Below are 22014 nucleotides of genomic sequence, written 5' to 3' on the forward strand. Positions count from 1 at the left end.
TCAATTGATTAGAAATTCTTTAAATTAGATTAAAATTATCAAAGTGTTTTTATTAAAATTCTATTGCATAAATAAAGTAACAAGCTAACAACTCGTTTTATTTTAAAAACGATTTTTTATTATTCTTTTAACAGGGGAAATAATTATGGGAACTAGTGTGTTTGATTCTGTTTTATTAAAAAACTTATGGTCAACAGAAGAAATGAGAACTATTTTTTCTGACAAAACTAGAATGCAAAATTGGCTTGATTATGAAGCAGCATTAGCAATAGAACAAGCTGAGCTTGGTTTAATTCCTCAAAAGGCGGCTGAGGTTATTGTACAGAGTGCAAAACTTGAAAAATTAGATATGGATTATGTATTAGAACAAGTTCGTCTTACTCGACATCCATTAGTACCTACTATTCGAGGCTTAGAATATGCTTGTTCTGAACATTATGGAGAATATGTTCATTTTGGGCCGACTACACAAGATGTTATTGATACAGGCTTAGTGCTACAACTTAAAGCTGCTCATCAAACTTTTTTACGTGATATTAAAATATTAGGTCGTTCATTACTTTCTTTAAGTGAAAAACACCGCAATACACCTATGGTTGGACGCACTTTAGCGTTACAAGCGTTACCAATCACATTTGGGCATAAAACAGCAATTTGGTTGACAGAGTTAGCGCGTCATTATCAACGACTTAAAGAGGTGGAACCTCGTCTATTTGTTGGCAGTGTAGTCGGTGCTGTCGGGACTAAAGCTTCTTTAAGCGATAAAGCTGATGAATTAGAAAAACGCGTATTAAAACGCTTAGGATTAGGTATACCGGAAATCTCATGGCAACCAGCACGTGATAGATTTAGTGAATATGGTATGTTAATTGGATTAATTAGTGGAACGTTAGGGAAAATAGCTAACGAGATCTTAATATTAGCACACAATGAAATTGATGAGCTTTCAGAGCCTTTTGGTAAAGGGCAAGTTGGCTCTTCAACTATGCCACATAAACGCAATCCAGCTATTGTTGAAAATGCCGCCTGTGTAAGTAATACCTTAAAAGCTAATCTTTCTGTATTAACGGATATGATGAAACATCAACATGAACGTGATGGTGCTATCTGGAAGATGGAGTGGAAGATTATGCCAGAAATGTGTCTGATGTTATCTGTTATCTTGGATAATATGAAAACAGTACTAGGTGGGCTAAATGTTCATGTTGAAAAAATGCGTCACAACATGGATATCTTAGGTGGGTTTATGTTAGCAGAACGTGTGATGTTTGCTCTGTCCGATAAAGCAGGCAAACAAACTGCTCACGAAATTGTGTATGAAGCGTCAATGTCTGGACAAGAAGAGGGGATTACTTTCGTAGAAGCTATTAATCGTGATACTCGTATTCGTGACCATATTTCACAAGAAGAGTTAAATGCTTTGCTAGATCCAACTACCTATGTTGGTAATGCTCCTGAGCAAGTTGATCGTGTAGTCGCTCAAACAAAAGCTTCCGGCTGGTTAAATGATTAATTGATGGAATGAAATCTCATAAAAAGCCAGTGATAACTGGCTTTGTTATTATCAGCATTGAGGTATTTATATGACATTGAGTCAGCATGTAGCTAATTTTATTACTACAACGACATTTTCACAGCTTCCAACGCAACTGATAGCTCGAGCCAAATTACATTTATTAGATACATTAGGTGTAGCACTTGCAGGGAGTACACAATCTAGCTCGAAACAAGGACGTCATGGGATTACTCTTTTACCCGATAGCCAAGGTAAGATCCCCATTTGGGGAAGTATGCAGACAGCTAATACCACTGCAGCAGCCTTAGCCAATGGTATTGCTGCACATGCATTAGATTTCGATGATACACATACTGATTCTATTACTCACGGTAGTGCTGTATTAACACCGATAGCTTTTGCGTTAGGGGAAACATTAAACGCCTCAAATGAAGAAATATTAACGGCTTGGGTTATTGGTTGGGAAGTTGCTGCACGGGTTGGTTTAGCGAGTCACAGTGGTTTCCATCAACGTGGATTTCATGCAACGGCGATTGCTGGGATCTTCGGTGCAACAGCATGTGCGGCTTCATTATTAAAACTTACGTCACAGCAGGCGGTAAATGCGTTAGGACTAACGGCAAGTCAAGCAGCGGGTATCGCTGAATATCTGACTAATAGCTCATCGGCAAAATGTTTTCATGCCGGATGGGCCGCTCAATCCGGTATTATTGCAGCCTCGTTAGCTAAAGGGGGAATGACTGGGCCTGAGACAATATTTGAAGGGCGATACAGTATTTATCATACTCATGGGATCAGCGAGCAAGCGATCCCTGAACAAGTTGCACAAGGATTAGGTGAACAATGGGAGTTTTTAAATGTTTCAATAAAACCTTATCCGGTTTGCCATTTTGCTCATGCTACTGTTGATTGTGGACGTCGTTTACTTAAAAGAGGGATCAGTGCGGAAGAAATTGAACAAGTAGAATGTGTGATTGATCCAGTTGCTGCTGCATTAATTTGTGAGCCACTCGAAACAAAATGGGCGCCAAAAACAGCTTATGGGGCAAAATTTAGCTTACCTTGGTTATTTGCTATTGGTTTTTTGGATAATGCGTTAACTTTATCATCGCTTTCAGCGGAAAACTTACAGCGTAACGATATCCAACTATTGGCGAAAAAAGTGAGCTATCGTTATCCATCAGAAAATGAAATTCCCTTTCCGAGCTATTTTCCTGGATTAATCTTTGTTAGATTGAAAAATGGGCAACAATTAACTGAAAGGATCGATATTCAGTATGGTAACCCTGAAAATCCGATGGTTGATACGGATGTAATAGCGAAGTTTTATGATAATGCCAAGTGTGTAATGAAAAAGACACAAGCTGATCAACTGATTGAAAATATAATGAATTTTGAAAATATACCTATTTCATTACTTACACAATTATTACGGGTAGAGGCATAACTCTTTTATCTGCATCCACAGGGACAAGATAATGAATCTGATACCTTTTGTTTAAATGAGTTGCACCTGATAAATGGCACTGACAATTTATTGTAGTGCCATTTTTGTCTCCTTAATGAGTTAGTGGTTTTGAAGGGTAATATCTGCGTGATTAATGACTTCATTCTGCTCATTTTTTAATGAATCAAATAGTATCTGAGCTGCTTTACTCGGGCTATTGGCATTAAGATAAAGGTTATAACGAATAGCAGGTAATGGCGGTAATCCCTCTTTTTCACCCAAAATACGTAAATCATCACCAGAAAGCTCGATAGAGCGTGCCATTATACCTAAACCAGCACGAACGGCCGCTCTGGCACCAGATAAGGTGGTGGCAATATAGGCAATGCGCCAGCGAATATTTTGTTGATCAAGGTGATTTATCATCATATCACGGTAAGTACTTGGTTCATCAAGAACCACTAAAGGTAACGGTTCGTCAAGATCAAATCTAAAATGTTTACCGCAATACCATAACGAAGGCGATACGCGTAAGACAATTTTAGGGTAACCGACATGCTCTTCTGTAGAAATGGCTAAATCGACCTCATTATTTTCCAACATTGACATTAAAAAAGGGCTACGTTTAACAATAATCTCCATAATTAAACGAGGATAAGCACCTGAAAAACGAGCAAGTAGATCGGGTAAGATTGTGTTTGCTGTATCATCGGGAGAGCCAATCTTTAATATTCCATCAATTTCTTCATGCAATAAAGATAAACATGCTTCATCATTAATGCGCAAAATCCGCCGAGCATAATTAAGCAGTTGAGTGCCTGCTTCGGTTAATGTTTTATTTCTCCCTTGTCGAGCAAAAAGCTCTTTACCTATTAATGACTCAAGGCGTTGCATTTGTTGGCTGACTGCAGATTGTGTTCGGCAAACTGATTCAGCGGCTGCGGCAAAGGTGGAACCATCGGCAACAGCAACAAAAGTTCTGAGTAGGTCTAACTCTAAATTAAAAATAGGGCGCTTTGCAGAAGTCATTTTATTATCTCTTAATTGGTGTTGTGGTGCGAAATAAAACGCAAGAGGTATTATTTTTATAAAGGTTAATAAAGTTCTTTTTAATTGGCATACCGCTCTCTTTCATACTATGAAGAGTTGGATCAATAATCTATAACACCGCTCAATAAATTCGTAGGGTTACGCAGTATTTGATGAAAAAGGCGAGTAAGTGCAGCTGACTACTGATTTTTATACAGTATTATGCGACAATAACGCTTATTTTAATGACAAATAGAGTAGTTATGTCCCTTTCTCAATCTGTAAAAATGCAAATCAGCCAATGGTATAAAGCATTACCTGAGCATATTGAAGGCTTTATTCCACGAGCGCCTCAGCGCGAAATGATTGCTGAAGTTGCGAAGACATTTTCTGATGAAACGGGGCGACATCTAATTATTGAAGCGCCTACAGGAGTAGGTAAAACACTCTCTTATCTTATTCCTGGTATTGCTATCAGTCGGGAAGAGAAAAAACCACTGATTATCAGTACGGCGAATGTGGCGCTACAAGATCAAATTTACAGCAAAGATCTGCCTTTACTAAAAAAAATTATTCCAGACCTGACTTTTACTGGGGCTTTTGGGCGAGGTCGTTATTTATGTCCCCGTAATTTAGAGGCAATTTGTGCAACAGAAGGTGAGCAAATTGATTTAATGTTCTTGCTGGAAGATAAAGTTGATGTCGCAACCAGTGCGGAAAGGGAGATTTGCCAAGAGTTAAAGCACGATTTTACCAGCTTTGGTTGGGATGGTTTGCGTGATCACCATAAACGAGCATTAACGGATAGTTTATGGCGCAAGATTAGCACAGATAAAATGAATTGCTTAGGTCGTAATTGCCAATACTATCATCGCTGTCCTTTTTTTCTGGCCCGTCGAGAAATAGACGAAGTTGATGTGGTTATCACCAATCATGCTCTTGTGATGGCTGCGATGGAAAGTGAATCGGTGTTACCTGATGCAAAAAATATCTTATTAGTGTTAGATGAAGGGCATCATATTCCTGATGTTGCTAGAGATGCGCTTGAAGTTGAAGGGGAAATAACCTTATCGGCATTAAATATGCAACTTGATAATATGACTCGTCATGTCAGCCAATATTTAGCACAATTTATCCCAGTCAAACCACCCAAATTAGCCGATCCCATTCGTTTTGATGCTCATATTGCAAAAATGCGCGAAGCCTATCAAGACGTTGAACATTTTACCCGCGCGTTATTGCCTGAGCGCAGTGAAAATGATGAATATTTATTTCCCTTAGGTCAATTACCTGAACAATTACTGTTATGTTGCCAAGATTTATTTAAGCTAACCGATGGTTTAAAAATGTTAGGTGAGTCGATTCTTAACGACTTAACTGAGCGAACAGCAAAAGAAGATGTTGTACGTTTACATCGCGCGATTTTAACCACTAGCCGAATGGTTGGTTATCTGGAAAATATGGCAAAACTATGGCGACTTGCGACATTAGAGCAGACATCAAAAGCACCCGTTTCGAAATGGCTTACTCGTCGTTATGATAAAAAGCAGTCACATCTCTATTTACATTGTGCTGGTATTCGCGTTAGTGAACAGTTAACACAATTATTATGGAAAAATATTCCTCATGTGGTGATCACTTCTGCCACACTACGGTCATTAAACAGTTTTTCGCGTATTCAAGAGCTTACAGGACTAAGCGAACACTTTGATGATCGTTTTATTACCTTGTCATCGCCTTTTACACATGAAAGGCAAGGGAAACTCGTTATCCCTAAAATGCGTTATGAACCGACAATGGCGAATGAAAAAGCGCATTTAAAAGAGATGGCACGCTATTTTCGTCAAGGAATGGTAGAAAACCACCATCGAGGGCAATTAGTATTATTTAGTAGTCAACGGGCGATGGAAGGTTTTTTAGAGGAAGTTAAAGATCTACGTTTGAGTCTCTTAGTCCAAGGAGATCAACCGCGTTATCGTTTAGTGGAGACACATTGTAAGCGTATTGATGCGGGTGATAATAGTGTATTAATTGGGCTACAATCTTTTGCTGAAGGGTTAGATTTAAAAGGTGACTATTTAACGCAAGTACATATTCATAAAATTGCTTTTCCACCTGTTACTGATCCGGTTATTGTGACGGAAGGGGAATGGTTAAAATCACTGAAACGTTATCCTTTTGAAGTGCAAAGCTTACCAAGTGCATCATTTAATTTGATCCAGCAAGTTGGGCGTCTTATTCGTAGCCATCATTGCCATGGTGAAGTTGTTATTTATGATAGACGTTTATTAACGAAAAACTACGGCTCACGGCTATTAACCGCGCTACCTGTCTTTCCTATTTATCAGCCAGATATACCTAAAACAGAATAATAAAAAGGCTACCTATATTGGTAGCCCTTTTCAGTAAGAAACATGTGATTAAGTAAGCAATTAGTTTTCAATATTTGCTTCAATAAACCATAAGAATTTATCTAGATCACGGGATGCTGCGGTAAACATATCAGCAGTATCTTCATCTTCAACTTCATCAATCGCTTTACGAATATCATTAGCGACTACCGCATAGCGATCAGCCAATGCTTTAAGGTGATCTTGCACATCATGAATATCGAGTGGATAGGCTTTTAAAGGTGTTTTTTTACTGACAGTTTGTGGTGTACCAAGGACTGTGCCACCTAATTGTACTAAACGCTCAGCAAACTCATCAGTATGTTCATTGATGGTATCACGGAAACCATCTACCATTTCGTGTACGGCAATAAAGTTTCTACCGCGCATATTCCAGTGTGCTTGTTTGGTAATGAGAGACAAATCGATAAACTGAGTCACCATTTGCTGCAGTAGTTCGATAGTATGCAGTTTAACACTGTCATCAACATTATTACGGGTATAAAGCAGGGCTGAAGGTGTGGATTTGACTAATTTAGCAGTACTCATAATCGTTCTCCCTAAATAATTAATAACTCAATATCTTAATTTCTGTTAATTATGATAGTGGATTATTAATGGTTAGTCTTATCGCTTGCTACTATTAAATTGATAGGGCATTACTAATAAAAATGTCATCTATCGAAATAGCCTATTTAGAATAAGACAATATGCTTAAAATAGCAATGTTAGGGAAGTAAAGTTATTATTTAATAAGTAAAAAGAGATCAACTGATCTCTTTTCATTTAATATTTTATTTATTAATAAGTTAAACTGTATAAATATTTATTCTACTTTTTCAATTTTGGTTTTTCTTTTCATGGTTGCAGTGGAACCAATTGACGCTAACACAATAAATGCCAACGCAACCCATTGTATTAACGTTAAATGTTCATGTAAGAAAATAATACCAATAAAAGCCCCCATACAAGGCTCTAAACTCATCAATGTCCCAAAGGTTTTTGCCGGTAAACGGGTAAGTGCAATCATTTCCAAAGTATAAGGAAAAGCGGTAGATAAAATCGCAATAGCTAATCCAATAGGTAATATAGACCAACTAAAAACTAGCTCAGGGCTACTTTGTAGCATACCAATAGGGAAAAAGATAAAGGCGGCGATAAGTGAGCCAATAGAAACTGTCGCTGCGCCATAGCCTTTTCCTGCACGTTGTCCGAAAACAATATACAATGCCCAACCGACACCCGCACCTAATGCATATAAAATGCCTAGGGGATCGAGTCCGTGAATATTATCCCCAATCGGCAGTAATAACCCTAATCCAGCAATCACTAAGATTATCCATAAAAAATCGATTGCTCTGCGTGAAGAAAACATCGCTACCGCAAGCGGTCCCGTAAACTCAAGTGCTACTGCAATACCTAATGGAATAGTTTCAAGAGCCAAGTAGAATAAGTAGTTCATTGCCCCTAATGATAAACCATATAAAAATAGTGGCATTATGGCACTACGAGAAAAGCTTAGACGCCATGGTTTAAAAATAAAAAACAGGATCAGAGTACCTAGAAAAAGGCGTAATGCTGTGACTGCGGGGGCGCCAATAACAGGAAACAGGCTTTTTGCCAATGATGCGCCACTTTGTATTGATAGCATAGAAAGAAGCAAAAGAAGCACAGGGTAGAACACCTGTAATTTAGCTGAGTGTCTGGCTGACAACATCCTGAAAAACCTCGTCAAAAGTAAAGCGTTGAGTACTCTGTTATCCTATATAACAAAGGATCACATAATATAAAGTAAATTTGTGATTTTTAATATAGTTATTTATTAATTATTTATTAATAACACAACTTAAATTATTTTAGTTTAGGGATAGTTTAATAATATTAAAATATATTTGGAAAATACAGTAAGGATGAATAAAAACAATCAAATTAAATGTGTATTATTAATAAAACAAACAGAGAGATATATTATAAAAGCGATAAAATAATTTTTTTTGACCTTTTTTATAACTGAGGGGTTCAGTATAATTTTTCACTCGTTTTAACTAGCTAAAGAGAATTAAAAATGAATAAAATAAAGTCTATTGCCGTGTATTGTGGTTCAAGTTTAGGCGCTTCACCAATTTATAAACAACAAGCGATTCTTTTTGCTAAAGAGCTGGTTAAACGTAATATCACTTTAGTTTATGGTGGTGCCAGTGTAGGAATTATGGGCACGCTCGCGGATACCGTTTTACAGGAAGGGGGTAAAGTTATTGGTGTGATCCCAACGCTATTAGAAGGGCGTGAAATCTCACATAAAAATCTGACAGAACTCCATGTCGTTGAAACTATGCACCAACGTAAAAGTAAAATGATTGAACTCGCGGACGGCTTTGTGGCACTGCCGGGGGGTTTTGGCACATTAGAAGAGTTCAGTGAAGTGTTTACTTGGAGCCAAATAGGCCTTCATCAAAAGCCATTAGGTATATTTAATATTAATGATTTTTATCAGCCATTACTGGCTATGATAGATAAAATGGTAGATGAAAAATTCTTACATGAAAAATATCGTCATATGGCGATTGTTGAGCAATCACCTATCCAGTTATTAGATAAATTTGAAAGTTATATTGCCCCTTCGATTAAAACCTACGATAAATAAAGGTAGAGCATGATAACCATAAGAAAAGCTGTACTTTCTGATGTTGAGCAGATTAATACCCTGTATGGCTATTTATTTGCTGAGATGGCGAAATTACAGCCAGAAAGATTAAAACCGGGTAAACAAGATGAAGCATTTATTATTAATGGCATTAAAAATGATAAATTTCATCTGTTAGTGGCTGAGTTAGAACAGAAAATTGTCGGTTTTACTATTGCCCAAATACAAGAGACACCGCTATTTAACTGTTTAGTACAGCGTAAATATGCCTATATTTTTGATATTGTTGTTGACCCTTCTGTTCGTGGACAAGGGGCAGGGGCATTGTTGCTAAATGCCATGAAGGCGTGGGCTAAACAACAAAAAATGACCCACCTAGAGCTTTCAGTATTGGCTGAAAATGCCGATGCTAAACGTTTTTATCAGCGAGAAGGGTTAAAAGAAGTCAGTACCGTGATGGGTATTGCTTTGTAATTTTCGCTTAATCATGGCAAAAATAAACCCGCTGAGTGCGGGTTTATTAATTATGTTATTCAGCTAAATTGTGGGTTTCCCCGCAATTATCGTACACAATACCCTGACATTTTCAATATCTTCTGCCGATATTTCAAACAAGTTTCTATCTAAGACAATAAAATCGGCGAATTTCCCTACTTCTAATGAACCAATCTGTTTATCCATATCTAGTGCATAAGCGGCATTGATGGTGGCGGCTCGTAATACTTCGATTAAGGTGAGATTGCGATCATTATCTAAACGTGGCTGAGAGGGATCTTTTTGTCGAGTCATGGCAACTTTAAAGTCATACCACTCATTTAATGGATCAATCGGCCAATCACTGCCAAATGCGACAGTCACTCCCGCATCAATAAATTTACCGGCGGTTTCTAGATATTGGCAACGTGCTTTGCCTAACATTTCAAGATCTTTATCAATATTATGTTGCTCTACGCCAGCCCATTGAAAGGAGAGAAAAGGGTAGGTATTTAATTGGGCAAAGCGCGCATAATCTTTTTCACACATTAATTCGTTATGCGCAAGGCCGGGGCGAATATCTTTTTCTGGCAAGGCTTTGCGCATTTCACTAATGGCGTCAAGTGCGACACTAATAGCCCCTTCAGCTACGGTATGAATATGAGGATGATAACCTGCACGGCTAATCTCAGTGACTAATGGCGTCAAGATTTCAGGTGAAAAATAGAGATCGCCAACATGCTCTGAATCTTGCCAATGAGGCGTTTCATCCGTACCGACATTAATACGATAAGGGGCGTGTAAACGGGCTGTCATAATCGGCGCTTGTAATACACCATCAAGAAAAAGCTTAATATGGCGAATAGCGACACTGGGTTGCGCGCCTTGGCTGATTTGATGCCAGTGAGAGAATCGTGTTATTGCTTGTTGTACAGCATGAGGAATAGCTGCAATATCAGCCACATCATCAGGGGTAATTTCAACCGCATTCTCAACACGAACCGTTAATTCACCCGCTTCTCGCAAGGTATTAAAGGCACGTAATTGTGGCTCACCAACACGTGCATCCATGATAGTCGTTACCCCTTGTTGATTGAGCAACTTTTGTACATGGCGTGCGATTTGTAGATTTTGCTCTGCCGTTAAAGGCGGTAGGCTATCAATAGCCTGCATAGCTGGCGCATCTTCAAGAATACCAATAGGTGTTCTATCACCATCACGTTCAATATTGCCATCAGGGGGATCGGGGGTTTCAGCCGTAATATTTAATAATTCTAGTGCGCGGGAATTTGCTAATACGCTATGACAATCACCAGAAAAAAGTAAGATAGGACGAGACGTATTTAAGCTATCAAGGTGATAACGCGTCATTTGTATCCCTTCCGGTTGCATCCCTTCACGATACCATGCTGACACTTTCAACCAAGCTGTATCACTATCGATGGGATCAGCATCAAGATAGCGTTGGATACGCGATAGAATTTCATCGATTGTTAAGGAGAGGTAATCAAGGTGACAACCTGCTAATGTGGCTCCCCCCCAAAATGGATGCATATGAGCATCAATAATGCCGGGCATCACCATTTTCTTCTGTAAATCGATATGCTGTGTTTTTTCATTACAGTAAGCAAGTAAATTCGATTTTGTGCCTGTTGCAATAATAATGCCTTGGGAAACAGCGATAGCTTCGACGAAATTGTTACTATTATCAGCGGTATAGATTAGGCCGTTATAATAGAGTGTGTCTGTAATTTGAAATGTCATTCTTCTACCTTGTATAGCTTTTTTGGCGATGATGGCTAATTTTCGATACTGATTGGGCATCCTATGAAGTTTTGATGCGGGCGGTCATATTAGAATTAAATGACGCTCAATACTACCTGCGTGTTACATTGATTTAACTAACTGTTTTATCAACGGGCGAAAATAATAGGATAAACCGTATAGAATACCACTATATGGAAGAGAATAAGGTAAGCAGAACCGATAGCTACTTACCCTATTAAAATATTAGAAGGGGTCAATTATCGGGTAAATTAGCCGCACATACATCGCAGTGTGGATTTTTAGGTAGCTTAAATTCACGAAATTGCATCCGCATAGCGTCAAATATTAATACTTTGCCATGTAAAGTTTCGCCATAACCAGTGAGTAATTTAATGGCTTCAATGGCCTGTAAAGTGCCAATAGTACCCACAACAGGGGCCATAATACCCGCTTCAACACAAGTGAGTGCATTATCACCAAAAAGATGACTTAAACAGCGATAGCAAGGTTCATCATCTTGATAGGTAAAGACGCTAATTTGGCCTTCCATACGAATTGCTGCACCAGATACTAAGGGTTTTTTCTGCATAAAACACAGTCGATTTAGTTGTTCGCGGATAGTGACATTATCTGTGCAATCCATTATCAGATGATGTTGGCTGATTAATTCAGCCAGTGCTTTATCTTCAAGTAGTGCATCAACCGTATCTATCTGTACATGGGGATTAATCGCGTTTAATGTTGTTTTAGCTGATAAAACTTTCGGCTGACCAATGGTGCTATCGCGATGCAGGATCTGGCGTTGAAGATTGGACAGTGAAACGGTATCAAAATCTAATAGTGTCAGTTTGCCAACACCTGCGGCAGTGAGATATTGCGATACACTACAGCCTAATCCCCCAACACCGACAATCAATACAGAAGCACTTTTCAGTGCTTCTTGACCGTCAAAATCAAAGCCTCTTAACACAATTTGGCGATTATAACGCAGCGTTTCTTCATCGGTTAATTCTATACTCATAAACACTATTCGCTTTTTAGCAGAGGATTAAATAGCTCAATAGTGACGGTTTCACCCGCTGCAACTTTACCACGCTCTCGCTCTAAGACGATAAAACAGTTTGCAACACTAAAGGAGCTATATACGTGAGAGCCTTGATGTCCCGACGTTGTTACTTGCCATTCACCATTTTCATTAATACTGGCGATACCGCGTTGGAAATCCAGACGACCGGCAGATTTTTTTAATGGTGAACGGGTTTTAGCATGGAAACGCTGTGGTGCTCGCCACTGACTAAAACCAGATAAACGGGCAATTAAAGGCTGTACTAATTGGTAGAATGTCACTGTTGCTGAGACAGGATTACCCGGTAATCCGCAGAACCAAGCATTATGTAAGCGACCAAAAGCAAAAGGTTTACCTGGCTTAATGGCTAATTTCCAAAAACCAATTTCGCCTATTTCATCTAAAATTTGTTTAGTATAGTCCGCTTCACCCACAGAAACTCCGCCACTGCTAATCACTAAATCCGCTTGTGCATCAGCGGTTTTAAAAGTTTCTCGCAGTTTTTCTGGCGAATCTGGAATAACGCCTAAATCAAGCACATCACAATCTAATTTTTCCAACATTAAGCGTACGGCAAAGCGGTTAGTATCATAGATTTGCCCCGCTTTTAATGGTTGGCCAATAGTTTGCAACTCATCACCCGTTGAAAATACGGCCACTTTTAATTTGCGGTAAACATTAATATTGGCAATACCGAGTGAAGCAATAAGAGGTAACTGTGCTGTAGAAAGTTTTGTTCCTGCGGCTAAGACGATATCGTTTTGTTTTATATCCTCACCAATACGACGAATATTTTGTCCAAGCTTGGCCGGATGTGGAAAAAGAATACCGTTGTCAGTCACTTGTGTTTCTTCTTGCATAATAACGGTATCGACACCTGCGGGTATCATGGCTCCGGTCATGATACGAACACATTGTCCTTGTGGTAATTCACCTTCAAAAGGGACTCCAGCAAACGCTTTGCCTGCAATAGGTAAAGGAGATTGAGTGTTTAGATCCGTATAACGTACACCGTAACCATCCATGGCAGAATTATCGAAAGGAGGTACATTGAGTGGTGAAGTGATGTGCTCACTTAAGATATAACCTGCTGCCTTATGCAAAGGGATACTAAGGGTATCTGTGATTGCCACCGGTTTTTCAAGTAATTTTTCTAGCGCCTCATCAAGGGATAACAAACCGCTAACCTGACATTGACTCATTGTATACTCCAAAATCTATCGAAATGTTCTGTTTTATTTCATGATACTAATCTATCACGATGAAGCACATCATGTTAGCGATCATCTCATCAGCAAAAAAAGAAAATATTACTCAACATAAAATGTTAACTATTTAAAACAAAACTGTTAGTTAATGTGTTAATAATATTGTTGTATTTTAAATGTAATAAATAACATCAATACAATGGAGCCTTATGAATACCTCAACCCACCCAAGCCATTCAGCACAAGCCTTTCATATCGCTTTTAGTGGTTTCCTTGCTTTAGTTGTTGCTATGGGGATAGGGCGTTTTACTTTTACGCCTCAAGTACCGCTAATGATTGCGGACACACAACTGACATTAACCAGTGCCAGTATTGTTGCTGCATTTAATTATCTAGGATATTTAGCTGGTTCATATGATGCGATGAAAGCAACTAAAGGTGTGGGCTATCGGCTTTGGGGGGGATTATGGGGAGCGGTGATCATTACACTGCTTAGTGCGGTACTTAATGATGCTTTAACTCATAGTATTGCCCGTTTTTTTATTGGTTGGGCAAGCGGTTGGACATTAGTGCTCGTTGCTTCGTGGGCAAATGAAGTATTAGCCCGTTTAAATCGCCCGGCATTAAGTGTGGCAGTCTATGCAGGAACAGGGGCGGGGATCTTTATTAGTGGCCTTCTTGCGGTATTCATTCTCAAGTGGCAGATGAGTGCGACAACAGGTTGGTTGATTTACGGTGTGTTGGCATTTATTTGTGCAATTTATGTGAGCTATCATTTACCCAAACCTTGGTCAATTAATCGTGAGCAAGTCAAAGTAGAGCCACTTATCTTAACGCCGGCGATGAAAAAATTGATTTGGGGTTATACCTTTGCGGGCTTTGGTTATATTTTACCTGCAACCTTTTTATCTCAAATGGCGACGGAACGTTTTCCCGGTAGCTTAGTTGCTCAATTTGTCTGGCCTATTTTTGGTGCTTCCGCAGCTTTATGTATTGGGATCGCGATACTGACACGTAATGTCCTTAATACACAATTACGATTGGCGATAACACTATGGTTGCAAGCACTGGGGATCATCATTGCCGAATGGCTACCCACAATTACAGGTCTTGCTATTGGCGCATTTTTAGTGGGGGGAGGGTTAATGTGTGCGGTGCAATTGGCATTTTTACGTGGTAAAGAGTTGGCACCTGATCATGCTCGTTATATGGCAGGATTATTAACAACATTTTATGCTATTGGACAGCTAGTTGGGCCTCTGGTTTCCTTCCTTTCAACGGCGTTAACGGGAAGACTAGAGCCGGCATTATATGTCGCCTTTGTGATATTGATCATCGGCGGTATTTTGGTTTGTATGAAAGAAAACAATAAAGGGTAAAACAATAAAAAATGACAAAAAAGCAATAATTTCATAACCAAAAATGCAGTATTGCTGGATAATGTGATTCAGCTCATCTAAAGTGTAACGGTTATCGTTGAATTAGGTAACAGAGACTTAATTAATGTGTTTATCGGAGAGTCCAATGTCATCAACATTAAGTAAAGAGGCGCAATGGGTACATGCCGCGTTAGTGGAGCGTGGTTTGGAAACGCCTCTTCGTGAGCCAAAACTTTCACCCAGTGAGAGTAAACAACAAATTAAACATCACATGACGGAAGTGATGAAATTGTTAAACCTAGATTTGAGTGATGACAGTTTAGCGGAAACGCCACATCGCATTGCGAAAATGTATGTTGATGAAATTTTTTCAGGCTTGGATTATCACAACTTTCCTAAAATCACCCTGATTGAAAATAAAATGCAGGTTGATGAAATGGTCACTGTTCGTGACATCACATTAACCAGTACTTGTGAGCACCATTTTGTCACTATTGATGGTAAAGCAACGGTTGCTTATATTCCTAAAGATAAAGTGATTGGTTTATCAAAAATTAACCGTATTGTGCAGTTCTTCGCACAGCGCCCTCAAGTGCAAGAGCGTTTAACGCAACAAATATTGATTGCCTTACAAACGCTATTGGGGACGAAAAACGTTGCTGTCTCTATTGATGCCGTTCACTATTGTGTAAAAGCAAGAGGCATTCGTGATGCAACCAGTGCAACCACCACAACCTCATTAGGTGGACTATTTAAATCTAGCCAAAATACTCGCCAAGAGTTTTTGCGTGCTGTACGCCATCTTTGAGATGAATAAATGGAACAAAATTCACGTCAACGCATCGACGCTTTAGATGCGTTGAGAGGAATAGCGATCCTTGGCATCTTATTACTCAATATCTCAGGTTTTGCCTTATTAAGAGTTGCCTCATTTAATCCTATGCATTCAGGAGAGGCGACTTTTGCGGACAAACTTACTTGGATGGGGCTAAATTTATTTACCCAAGGAAAGTTTCTGTTTATTTTTGCGCTGTTATTTGGCGGAACACTTTATTTATTATCACAGCGCTCTGTTGCTTGGAACGTATCTCGCCTAATTATTCTGGCATTAATCGGTATTATTCATACCCTATTACTATGGGAAGGGGATATCTTATTTCCTTATAGTATTTGCGGATTATTTGTTCTCTTTTTTATTAAAGCATTACCTATTAAGCGGCAATTCATCCTTGGGCTGCTGCTCTATTTATTTGGCGCGATTATTTTAGCTTTTTTATTTTATTACTATCGTGATTTTGTTGAAATAGTTTGGTATAGCTCTGACTATTCCGCCATGATAGAGACTAATTGGAAAACCGGAAGCTATATAAATAGTATCTACTGGCGATTAGATGAACTGAGTGATTTTATTTTTAATTTAGTTCGTCAATATAGTTGGTTTTTAATTGGCGCCATGTTAATGGGGGCGGCGTTAATGGCATCCGGTTGGTTACAACGACGCTATTCACAGTCTCATTATGGTTTGATAGCGGTTTGTTTTTTAGTCATAAGTTTACTTTTCCAAGGGACGCTTGTAATTACCGATTATTATTTAGATTGGCATTATATGTGGTCTGCGGTAGTGGCTCAGCCTATCACCATGGTGATCCAAATTATTCAAAGCTTAGGTTATATTGCTTTACTCTATTGGGCATGGCCTTATATTCAACACAGTTTTATCGCCTATGCTTTACGTTGTGTGGGGAAAATGGCGCTTACCACCTATTTACTACAGAGTATTATTGGCACAACGCTTTTCCAGCGGATGGGGTTATTTAACCAATTTACCTTATTGCAGCTTATGCTATTTGTGATGGCTATTTGGGTGATAAATATTATCTTTGCCGTAACGTGGTTACGCTATTTTTCTCAAGGGCCAATCGAGTGGCTGTGGCGCCACTCGTCAACAGGGTTAGCAAAACGCTTTTAACTGTTTTTGCCATTGTTTAATGGCAAAGCTTCTACCTCTTGTGGTGAAACCGCCGGATAGCCCTTAATATCATCAGGAATATTTTGTACAGCAGGTATTGCTTCTGGTGGACCTAGAAAACGCGGTTCGCGTTTTAATATATAGAGATCGACAACCGCACCTGCTCTGGCTAAAACTTCACGTACACGCACCTTAAACATACTCTTCGGCGAAGCAACAGCAAAACACTGGGCATCAATGCCTTTTTCAAGGGCAATAAATACGGCTCGTTCGCAATGGAAACGCTGAGTGATAATAGTAAAGCCATCTGTTCCAAACACTTCTTTTGTGCGTACTACCGAATCTAAAGTTCTAAATCCAGCAAAATCCATAACGATACGCGATGCCGGTATGCCTGCTTTAATTAAATCTTTACGCATCGTATTGGGTTCATTATAGCTATGCTGTGCATTATCTCCACTGAGTAACAGATATTGCACTTTGCCGCTGTTATAGGCATTAACAGCACCTTGAATACGATATTGATAAAATTGGTTAAGATAGCCTGTGGTGTAATATTTAGCAGTACCTAATACCATGCCTACTTTTTTGGCGGGTAGTTTATCTATATCTTCAAATATATAGGGGCTAGTTTTTACACCTATCCAGCGATCACAAGCAATTAATGCCACCGCAACTAAGATAAAAAGGGTCAAAAAGAGATAAATGAGGCGCTTTAGCATATCCTTGCCTTAATGACTCAGGGTTTTCTAATAGGTTAAAGGCTACTTGAGCACTAATTGGGAAGCAAGAAAAAAGCGCGCTATTAGTGATAATAGTGCGCTTTTCAGAATGAAACCTAATGATTTTAACTCAATTAGAATGACGTTCTCTTGTAAATACGGTATTCAGGCTCCCAATAGTTACGTTCAATCGCTTCTTCTAAAGCAGAATCAGACGTGACCGTTGCAACACCTTGCACCTGTGCTTCTTTGGCAACTTGTTTAGCAATATAACGTGAAACTTGTTGAATATCGGCTAATAAAGGTAATAGTGGGCCATCGCCTTCTTTTGCCATAGGCGAGCAATCGGCTAACGCACGGCTTGCAACCATTAACATGGCATCAGTAACACGCTTTGCACCACTTGCAATAACGCCAAGGCCAATACCTGGGAAGATGTATGAGTTATTGCATTGTGCAATAGGATACACTTTCTCTTTATAGGTGACTGGGGCAAATGGACTTCCTGTAGCAACAAGAGCTTGTCCATCAGTCCAATTAATAATATCTTCAGGACGCGCTTCAACACGAGACGTTGGGTTCGAAAGAGGCATCACGGTAGGACGTTCACAATGCTTATGCATTTCACGAATAATCTCTTCAGTGAAAAGTCCTGCTTGACCAGAAACGCCAATCAGAATGGTTGGCTTAGCATTTTTAACCACTTCTAACAGTGAAATTGCATCCGTTTCTGTTTGCCAATCGGCCAGCGTTTCGCTTTTTTGAATAAGCTTACTTTGGAAATCGAGTAAGTTTGGCAGTTTATCCGTTAACAAACCAAAACGGTCAACCATAAAGATACGTGCACGAGCTTGTTCGTCGCTTAGTCCTTCAGACTTCATTTGTGCAATAATTTGCTCTGCAATACCACAACCGGCTGAGCCTGCACCTAAGAAAGCGACAGTTTGATCTTTTAATTGACGCCCCGCAGCACGGCTTGCCGCAATTAGACTACCTAATGTCACAGCGGCAGTACCTTGAATATCATCATTAAAGCAACATAATTCATCACGATAACGATTTAATAACGGCATGGCATTTTTTTGTGCAAAATCTTCAAATTGCAGCAGTACATTTGGCCAACGACGTTTAACGGCTTGAATAAATTCATCGACAAATTCGTTATATTCATCTCCGGTAATACGTGGGTGGCGCCAGCCCATATAAAGTGGGTCATTTAAACGTTGTGGATTATTGGTGCCAACATCCAGTACAACGGGTAAGGTATAAGCGGGGCTTATTCCACCACAAGCGGTATATAAAGAGAGTTTACCAATAGGAATACCCATACCACCGATACCTTGGTCACCTAAACCAAGGATACGCTCACCATCTGTGACCACAATCACTTTTACGTTTTGTTTGGTGGCGTTTTGTAGCATATCATCAATATTGGCGCGGTTAGGGTAAGAGATAAAAAGTCCACGCGCACGGCGGTAAATATCAGAGAAGTGCTCACAAGCTTCACCTACTGTGGGGGTATAAATGATGGGCATCATTTCAGTAAGGTGAGATTCCAACAGACGATAAAATAGCGTTTCATTGGTATCTTGGATATTTCTTAAATAGATGTGTTTATCGTTATCATTTTTAAAATCAAGATATTGACGGTAAGCGCGTTCCACCTGCTCTTCAATGGTTTCTACTGCCTCAGGCAGTAAACCATGAAGGTTAAAGGTGCTGCGCTCTTCTTCGCTAAAAGCACTACCTTTATTTAACAGGGGAAATTCAAGCAGGATTGGGCCTGCATACGGGATATAGAGAGGACGTTTACTTTCGTGTTCCAGTTCCATGAAAAATACTCTTGTAAGGCAGTTAGTCACATGACAAGTGTAGATCCTACAAAATAATAAAAATATGTACAGCTTATGTTATTTTTTTATGATTTTTCTGCTTAGAAATGAGAGATAGATACAATTGTTATGACTTTTTCTGATAAGCATCAGCAAAAATTTACATGCTGATGCTTTTTTATGAGGACAATTTAACGGTATAAGTTAAAAAATGTTACAAAGTGACACGCTGTATTTGGCGGCAACCTAAAGCTGTTAATGTTGCTTGTGTGGCATCCCACTGAGTTAATAGGCTGTCTGCTTTTTCAATTAATATTGCAGACTCAATATCCATAACATTTTCACCCGCCATATTTAATGCAATAAGTGCCGCTTGTAATGGTGGCATACTAGGATTGAATGCGGCATTTTCAGCATAACTGCCTTGAAAGATCTTACCGCTTTTCATCTGTACAGCAATACCACTGTGAGAATGGCTGTAAGGGGCATGACTACGATTTATTGCTTGTAGTGCCTGTTGTGCCAGTTGGCTAGTGTTATCTATTTGATAACCGTGATTAACTTTATCCATCAGTAGGGTAGTGATATTGAGATCTTTAGGGCCAAAGCTATCAGGTAAGTAGTCACCTAAGGTTGCCACTTTTCGGCCTGGGAGATGGATTGCAATATGAGTGCCGCTATTTAGTTCGTTCATAAACTGACGACAATGACCACAAGGGGTATAGTTAACTGTGATGGCAACTAAACGAGACTCACCGCGTAACCAAGCATGTGTAACCGCACTTTGCTCTGCGTGTACCGTTTGTTGTAATGGGGCGCCAGCAAACTCCATATTTGCCCCAAAATAGAAGTGACCGCTTTCACCACGAGCAATGGCACCCACATTAAAATGAGAGATAGGTGTCACAGCACAAGCGGCTGCAACAGGCAGTAATGCGAGGGCTAACTCATCATCATTACATTGTAACTGTGTTTTTAACGCATTAACTTGTTCTGCAGTGAACATTGCCGGAAATTCATCCTGCTCAAGATAAGGCGTAAGTGCTTGTTGTAATTGAGGGGATAAATCTGACCAAATTGCCTGAAAACGAGTATGCATATAGGTGTCTCCCATTAATCTTCTGCTATTGTAAGATTTTAGGCATCTTTACCTATTCTTATATGTGATTAAAATCATATTTTCAATGAAACTATTGCAACTGAATGATTAATTGGGAGATACATCTCAAATTTATAGTAAATTGATTTTAGCATTAGCATAAAAAACCTTCGCTCTGAACGAAGGTTTTTTATGTGTTCTATTGATTTAGCTAATTAGCTAATTAGCTAAAAAGGTGCAAAATAAAAGGAAAAATAAAAGGTGCGGTAAGTGAAGTAATAATACCGCAAGTCATTAATGCTAATGAACTATATGCCCCTTCAATATAATCGATTTCAGCCGCTCTTGCGGTACCCACTGCGTGAGAGACGGTTCCCATCGCTAAACCACGAGAAGCGTGAGTTGGAATACGTAATATTTTAAATAGCGTATGACCAAAAATGGCACCTAAAATACCTACTGCAATAACACATGCAGCACTGATTGCAGGAATACCACCTATGGAATCCGCAACAGCCATTGCGATAGGGGTTGTTACCGATTTAGGCAAAATGGAGGCGGCAATTTCAGGAGTAGCGCCAGCCCATAATGCAATCGCTGTACCACTAGCCATGGCGGCGATACTACCAATAAAGCAGATACTAATTAACGATTTCCATTGTGCGCGTATTTGGTGTAATTGTTGATATAAAGGAATAGCTAAAGCAACAACAGCTGGTTGCAACAAGTCGTTAAGGATACGACTTCCGGCAAAATAATCCTCATAAGCGGTGTGTGTCACTAATAAAATAGGAATAATAACAACAATAGCAATCAATAACGGATTTAAAATAGGCCATTTAAATCGAGCCGCCAGTTTACGTGCTAAGTAGAAAATAATAAGTGTTAGCGGTAATGACCACCAAATATTCATTAATATTAACATTTTTTCTTCTCACTTAACGCTCTGTCGTCGTCTTGTTGTTCTGCTAATTCTACATCCTCTACTTTATCGGGTTTAGCACCGATAATAGGACGTTCACGATGCACGTAATGTGAGCAGTAAGCAACTAGCGCCATCACCGCAAAGGTACTGACAACACAGGCCAGAACAATAGGAAAGAGTTGTTGGCTTAATAAATTATAATAGTTCATTACACCCACCCCGATAGGAATAAAGAGCAATGACATATTTTTCAGTAAAATATTACCACCGGGTTTTACCCAACGTAATGGAATAAGCTGGAAGGCAAGTAAACCAAATAGAATAAGTAGTCCAACAATACTGCCTGGCACCGCGAAAGGTAATAAGGCTGAAATAAGATTACCGGCAAAAAGACAAAGATAAAGTATAAAAAATGATCGTATATAGTGCCAGATTGTGATCTGCACCCGCTTAGATTTCATAGATATGTGTCCTAAATCAACTGACGTATTTATCATACACCAATTTTCAAAGTGTGCTATGGATCACAATAAAAAAAGAGCGGGGC

General features: G+C 39.2%; 19 protein-coding genes. 8 read left to right on the plus strand and 11 right to left on the minus strand.

Annotation, left to right across the window (positions count from 1 at the left end):
- Window positions 1-145 precede the first annotated feature (145 nt).
- Both purB and AACU95_RS17750 read left to right on the plus strand, forming a co-directional pair.
- Window positions 146-1513: an adenylosuccinate lyase gene (gene purB, locus AACU95_RS17745; RefSeq protein ID WP_004252122.1), complete on the plus strand. Its 1368-nt coding sequence runs from the start codon at window positions 146-148 to the stop codon at window positions 1511-1513.
- A 70-nt stretch (window positions 1514-1583) separates the two neighbouring features.
- The gene (locus tag AACU95_RS17750) at window positions 1584-2963 is read left to right on the plus strand and encodes an MmgE/PrpD family protein (protein ID WP_004252118.1); all 1380 of its coding nucleotides are present in this window, start codon (window positions 1584-1586) and stop codon (window positions 2961-2963) included.
- Window positions 2964-3083: 120 nt separating this feature from the next.
- Here the strand turns inward: AACU95_RS17750 and AACU95_RS17755 are convergent, their stop codons facing one another.
- On the minus strand, window positions 3084-3992 hold the full coding sequence (locus AACU95_RS17755) for a LysR family transcriptional regulator (protein ID WP_004244494.1): 909 nt from the start codon (window positions 3990-3992) through the stop codon (window positions 3084-3086).
- A gap of 263 nt (window positions 3993-4255) precedes the next feature.
- Between AACU95_RS17755 and dinG the strand changes: the two genes are divergently transcribed.
- Window positions 4256-6364: an ATP-dependent DNA helicase DinG gene (gene dinG, locus AACU95_RS17760; RefSeq protein ID WP_004247579.1), complete on the plus strand. Its 2109-nt coding sequence runs from the start codon at window positions 4256-4258 to the stop codon at window positions 6362-6364.
- A gap of 60 nt (window positions 6365-6424) precedes the next feature.
- On the opposite strand, the gene dps is transcribed toward dinG, so the two are convergent.
- Complete coding sequence (gene dps / locus AACU95_RS17765) at window positions 6425-6931, minus strand: DNA starvation/stationary phase protection protein Dps (protein WP_004244496.1); 507 nt, start codon at window positions 6929-6931, stop codon at window positions 6425-6427.
- 277 nt (window positions 6932-7208) lie between these two features.
- On the minus strand, window positions 7209-8099 hold the full coding sequence (gene rhtA, locus AACU95_RS17770) for a threonine/homoserine exporter RhtA (RefSeq protein WP_004244497.1): 891 nt from the start codon (window positions 8097-8099) through the stop codon (window positions 7209-7211).
- Window positions 8100-8447: 348 nt separating this feature from the next.
- On the opposite strand from rhtA, the gene AACU95_RS17775 reads away from it, so the two are divergent.
- Together AACU95_RS17775 and AACU95_RS17780 are read left to right on the plus strand one after the other, a co-directional pair.
- The gene (locus AACU95_RS17775; RefSeq protein ID WP_004244498.1) at window positions 8448-9026 is read left to right on the plus strand and encodes an LOG family protein; all 579 of its coding nucleotides are present in this window, start codon (window positions 8448-8450) and stop codon (window positions 9024-9026) included.
- Window positions 9027-9035: 9 nt separating this feature from the next.
- On the plus strand, window positions 9036-9500 hold the full coding sequence (locus tag AACU95_RS17780; RefSeq protein ID WP_004244499.1) for a GNAT family N-acetyltransferase: 465 nt from the start codon (window positions 9036-9038) through the stop codon (window positions 9498-9500).
- Window positions 9501-9563: 63 nt separating this feature from the next.
- On the opposite strand, the gene AACU95_RS17785 is transcribed toward AACU95_RS17780, so the two are convergent.
- The 3 genes from AACU95_RS17785 to moeA all read right to left on the minus strand — a co-directional run bounded on the left by AACU95_RS17785 (window position 9564) and on the right by moeA (window position 13535).
- Window positions 9564-11264 (minus strand): amidohydrolase, encoded by a 1701-nt coding sequence (locus AACU95_RS17785; protein ID WP_202608875.1) that lies wholly within the window; start codon window positions 11262-11264, stop codon window positions 9564-9566.
- A 256-nt stretch (window positions 11265-11520) separates the two neighbouring features.
- Window positions 11521-12288, minus strand: coding sequence for a molybdopterin-synthase adenylyltransferase MoeB (gene moeB / locus AACU95_RS17790; RefSeq protein WP_036920003.1), 768 nt, complete (start codon window positions 12286-12288; stop codon window positions 11521-11523).
- 5 nt (window positions 12289-12293) lie between these two features.
- Window positions 12294-13535: a molybdopterin molybdotransferase MoeA gene (gene moeA, locus AACU95_RS17795; RefSeq protein ID WP_141192094.1), complete on the minus strand. Its 1242-nt coding sequence runs from the start codon at window positions 13533-13535 to the stop codon at window positions 12294-12296.
- 215 nt (window positions 13536-13750) lie between these two features.
- On the opposite strand from moeA, the gene AACU95_RS17800 reads away from it, so the two are divergent.
- The 3 genes from AACU95_RS17800 (at window position 13751) to yeiB (ending at window position 16889) form a co-directional block, all read left to right on the plus strand.
- Window positions 13751-14920, plus strand: a complete 1170-nt coding sequence (locus tag AACU95_RS17800; RefSeq protein ID WP_004244503.1) for a YbfB/YjiJ family MFS transporter — start codon at window positions 13751-13753, stop codon at window positions 14918-14920.
- A 145-nt stretch (window positions 14921-15065) separates the two neighbouring features.
- Window positions 15066-15728 (plus strand): GTP cyclohydrolase I FolE, encoded by a 663-nt coding sequence (gene folE / locus AACU95_RS17805; RefSeq protein ID WP_004244504.1) that lies wholly within the window; start codon window positions 15066-15068, stop codon window positions 15726-15728.
- A gap of 9 nt (window positions 15729-15737) precedes the next feature.
- Window positions 15738-16889, plus strand: a complete 1152-nt coding sequence (yeiB, locus tag AACU95_RS17810) for a DUF418 domain-containing protein YeiB (RefSeq protein ID WP_004247585.1) — start codon at window positions 15738-15740, stop codon at window positions 16887-16889.
- Here yeiB and sanA read toward each other — a convergent pair.
- From sanA to AACU95_RS17835, 5 genes are all read right to left on the minus strand, one after another.
- Window positions 16886-17611: an outer membrane permeability protein SanA gene (gene sanA / locus AACU95_RS17815; RefSeq protein ID WP_004244506.1), complete on the minus strand. Its 726-nt coding sequence runs from the start codon at window positions 17609-17611 to the stop codon at window positions 16886-16888. The genes yeiB and sanA overlap by 4 nt on opposite strands.
- Before the next feature lie 134 nt (window positions 17612-17745).
- A complete protein-coding gene (locus AACU95_RS17820; RefSeq protein ID WP_004244507.1) occupies window positions 17746-19443 on the minus strand; it encodes an NAD-dependent malic enzyme in 1698 nt (565 codons plus the stop codon).
- A 214-nt stretch (window positions 19444-19657) separates the two neighbouring features.
- Window positions 19658-20542: a cytidine deaminase gene (gene cdd, locus AACU95_RS17825; protein WP_004247586.1), complete on the minus strand. Its 885-nt coding sequence runs from the start codon at window positions 20540-20542 to the stop codon at window positions 19658-19660.
- Window positions 20543-20765: 223 nt separating this feature from the next.
- Window positions 20766-21467 (minus strand): CidB/LrgB family autolysis modulator, encoded by a 702-nt coding sequence (locus tag AACU95_RS17830; RefSeq protein ID WP_004247587.1) that lies wholly within the window; start codon window positions 21465-21467, stop codon window positions 20766-20768.
- Window positions 21461-21928: a CidA/LrgA family protein gene (locus AACU95_RS17835; RefSeq protein WP_004247588.1), complete on the minus strand. Its 468-nt coding sequence runs from the start codon at window positions 21926-21928 to the stop codon at window positions 21461-21463. Before AACU95_RS17835 ends, AACU95_RS17830 begins: the two co-directional genes overlap by 7 nt.
- Window positions 21929-22014 lie beyond the last annotated feature (86 nt).

Source organism: Proteus sp. G4415 (assembly GCF_963896075.1).
In the GTDB taxonomy this organism is placed as follows: Bacteria; Pseudomonadota; Gammaproteobacteria; order Enterobacterales; family Enterobacteriaceae; genus Proteus; species Proteus mirabilis.